This is a genomic window from Bradyrhizobium sp., from assembly GCF_016462955.1.
Classification (GTDB): Bacteria; Pseudomonadota; Alphaproteobacteria; order Rhizobiales; family Xanthobacteraceae; genus Bradyrhizobium.
Map to the genome: position 1 here is coordinate 1 of NZ_JAEMSD010000648.1, position 3239 is coordinate 3239.

The following is a 3239-nucleotide window of genomic DNA, read 5'->3' on the forward strand; positions in this document are numbered from 1 at the left end:
ATCGCATCGTTCGCGAACATCGAGGATGCCAACGCTCCGCGTGATCGCAATCGCACGTCATGCGAAGCACCCGCGTCGCGCTCGCCAAGCGCACGCGCCTTGCTGCGTCAACACTTCTTTAAGCGAGACGCTGTTTTTTTCTTCGTGTTGGTGTATTCGGGATGAGTGCATTCGATCCCCGAGTGCACGCAGCGATTAAAGCCATCTCACACATCGGAGGGCAACATGGCCAAGAAAGCGAAGAAGGCGAAGAAGGCGAAGAAGGCGAAGAGCGCAGTGAAGAAGACTGCGAAGAAGACCCGCAAGGTCGCGAAGAAGAAGTAACTTCGCTTCTGAAGTTGCCGGCAGATAGCCGGCACGTCATCAGCGCCTTCCAAGGTTCTGGTCGACGATAGAGGGTGTCGGCGAGACATCAGGTCAACGGTCGGACCGTTCTCTTGCGCGGTCCGGCAGAAGAAACGAGTTTTCTTCGTTCGGTGCGGTTCTCTTCAAAGGGCTCCGCAATTTCACGACTGGCCCTCGGGCCAATGTGGAATCTGGTCCTGACGTGTTCGCCGACGCCCTCGTTCTCTTGACGCCGGGGCATTGCCGGCATCCCCTTTCCCCCTCGACATTGCTGATCTGACTGCGACGTGTCCGCGCTGACGTCTCGACCTCCTTGGTCTGTCCGCGCAGGCGAGGACCGTGCGTGGCTGACGCGGTCTGCGTGCCGCTTCTTAAGGCGCGGTGTCATCGCCCAGGGCCGGCGGGGCGATCCCGCGGCCGCGGTTGAAACGATAGGCCGCGGCGTCCTGGATTCCCCGCTCCGGTGCGAATTGCGCATGAGGCCGGGAATGACAGGCGGGTGCAGTCACGAAGGCGCCGCGCCATGAATTGTAGCCGAAGCACGTGCACCACCGTGCGCAATGGTTATCGTTCTCCTGAAATCCCAGGGTAAAACGAATCTGACGAATCGCGGAAGTGCCTGCAAATCAGGGACTTTCTGAATTTCCCGCGCGGATGCCGCGCGCTCGCGTTTACGTCTGCTTCATCGCGATGCTTAAACTGCCATTCAAATTTGCCCGCCATCATCCCTCCAACAAGCCGGTGAACGGCATGGGCCGAAAGGCTCGGGGACGAGTTGAACAGTTTTCTGGACGGGAGCCGCGCTCGGGGAGCGAGGCGGCATAAGAACAAAGGGGATGCGTGATGTTTCAGGGTACTTTCGATCTGGAGACGGCAACGCCGATCGACGCAAGCGCGCTGTCGGACGTGCTGTTCGAGCGCGGGGTCTATTGGGCGAGCGGCCGCTCCGGGATCGTCGATCTCGTCGCCGCGCACAAATGGTTCAATCTTGCCGCCTTGAAGGGCCGCAAGGATGCCGTGGCGCTGCGCCAGGAAGTCGCCGGGCAGATGTCGGATGCCGAGATCTCGGCCGCGCAGCGCGAGGCGAGGGCCTGGGTCGGCGCGCACTGAGGAGAATCGCTTCCGGCCCGTATTCGCACGGGAGTCCCGGTTGCGCTGAGCAAGTTGATCCGTCATGCCGCCGTCTAGAATCCGACGGCGTGAACAACCAGGCGACCAATGGACAATGGCTGCCGATTCAGATCGCTCCCGAGGAGTGCGATCTGGAACTCGGATGTCTGCACAAGACGAAATTGAGCCTTGGTCCTTTCCCTGCCGGCGCAAGGGAGGCGTCTGGTTCAATGTCTGGGCCGGCGAGGCCGTGCTGATATCGCCCTCGCATTGGCGGGTATGGCGATCCGGCATCTGAGCGCGATGAGATTTGCATGAAGCGTCATCGCGCTTCAGGTTGTTGTTTGCGCATGGTCTTTCCGGAAAACCGCTTCGCACTTTTCCGGATCAGCTTTCGGCCAGCGGTACGTCTATTCGAGAGTGCGCGAATCAGCAGGTCGCGGCACGTATCCTTGCGCCAGGCCGGGTGCCGACATCACCGCTCGCTCTGAGGTGAAGGAGTGCAGAGACGTTGATTCTGCTGCTGGGTGGCGGAGAGGGAGGGATTCGAACCCTCGATACAGCTTGAGACCGTATGACGCTTTAGCAAAGCGTTGCCTTCAGCCACTCGGCCACCTCTCCGGTGCGAGCCTTATGCATCTAATTGCTCGGGCTGGTCAATTTGGAAGCGCGTGTTTTCGCTCGAATATTCCCAGTGATTTGCGAAACGAGACGGACCTCTTCTCCCCGGCAGGGGCGTGATGCTGCGAGAACAGACCCGCAGTCGGGACGTCCGGCACCAGAAGCAAAGGGAGGATCGGCCCTGAAAAGGCATCTCTGCTCCCTTCAGGGGCCGGATTTGCAAGAAAATTCAATGGGGCCAGGGCCAGGGGAAGTTGGCGCTCGATCTCCTGGCTCGCCGAGCAGCCGGTCCGATGCGCCTTGCGGCCATCACTCTCATAAAGCGTGTCGCCACGTCTGAGGTGCCGCAGTGGATGGGGCGTCAGATCGAGGCGTCGAGGCCGCTGATGCCCTGCCCGTTGAGTCTGCTGCTGATTCCCGATTCGAGCGTGCTGAAGCCACTTCGCGGCGGGGCTCGGCCGCTGCGCTACATGTGGGGAACTTTGATGGCCGATGGAACCGCTCGAAAAACATCAATATAAACAATGTGTTGCAAGCGCGAGCTGATCACATCTGCGTGTTATTTGTGCAACACCCACCGGAAAACACGCTCCATGGAGCCGTTTCCAAGCGTTCTCTTGTTGTGTGTGCAAGGACGTTCGGTAATTGTGACTGAGCGACGGAGGGGGGCATCCCAAGGTCGTCCCGTTTAGGTCATTCGCTTAAGTCCCTCGCGTTCATGCGGGTGTGTCCGAAGACGCGAAGGAGCCCAAAGCGGTGATTTAAAGGGGGTTGGGGAATTGGCCGTCCGGTCAGTGACCTTCCCTGAAGAGCAACTTGGAGGTTTAACATGAAGTTGGTTAAGAGCCTTTTGCTCGGCTCAGCGGCGGGTCTGATCGCCGTGGGCGGAGCTCAGGCAGCTGATCTGCCCGTGAAGGCCAAGGCGGTCGAATACGTGAAGATCTGCTCCCTGTACGGTGCGGGTTTCTACTACATCCCCGGCACCGACACCTGCATCAAGCTGGGTGGTTACCTGCGCGCTGAAGTCGCGCTGGGCACGAACTCGGTCTACAACGGTGCGTTCAACGGTGCTGCTGGCGCTCACAATCGCCTGAGCAACTACTACACGATGCGCGCTCGTCAGGATCTCAACATCGACACGCGCACCGCGACCGAGTACGGCG

Annotated in this window: 2 protein-coding genes and 1 tRNA gene; 2 read left to right on the forward strand and 1 reads right to left on the reverse strand. The window is 60.0% G+C overall.

Annotated features, from left to right (window positions below; translation table 11 throughout):
• The first annotated feature begins 1188 nt into the window (after positions 1–1188).
• Positions 1189–1455, forward strand: coding sequence for a hypothetical protein (locus tag JHD07_RS36210; RefSeq protein WP_291630906.1), 267 nt, complete (start codon positions 1189–1191; stop codon positions 1453–1455).
• A gap of 528 nt (positions 1456–1983) precedes the next feature.
• Here the strand turns inward: JHD07_RS36210 and JHD07_RS36215 are convergent.
• Positions 1984–2076 (reverse strand) — tRNA-Ser (locus JHD07_RS36215).
• A gap of 829 nt (positions 2077–2905) precedes the next feature.
• Between JHD07_RS36215 and JHD07_RS36220 the strand changes: the two genes are divergently transcribed.
• The coding region (locus tag JHD07_RS36220; RefSeq protein ID WP_291630908.1) for a porin at positions 2906–3239 on the forward strand (334 nt) is incomplete at its 3' end.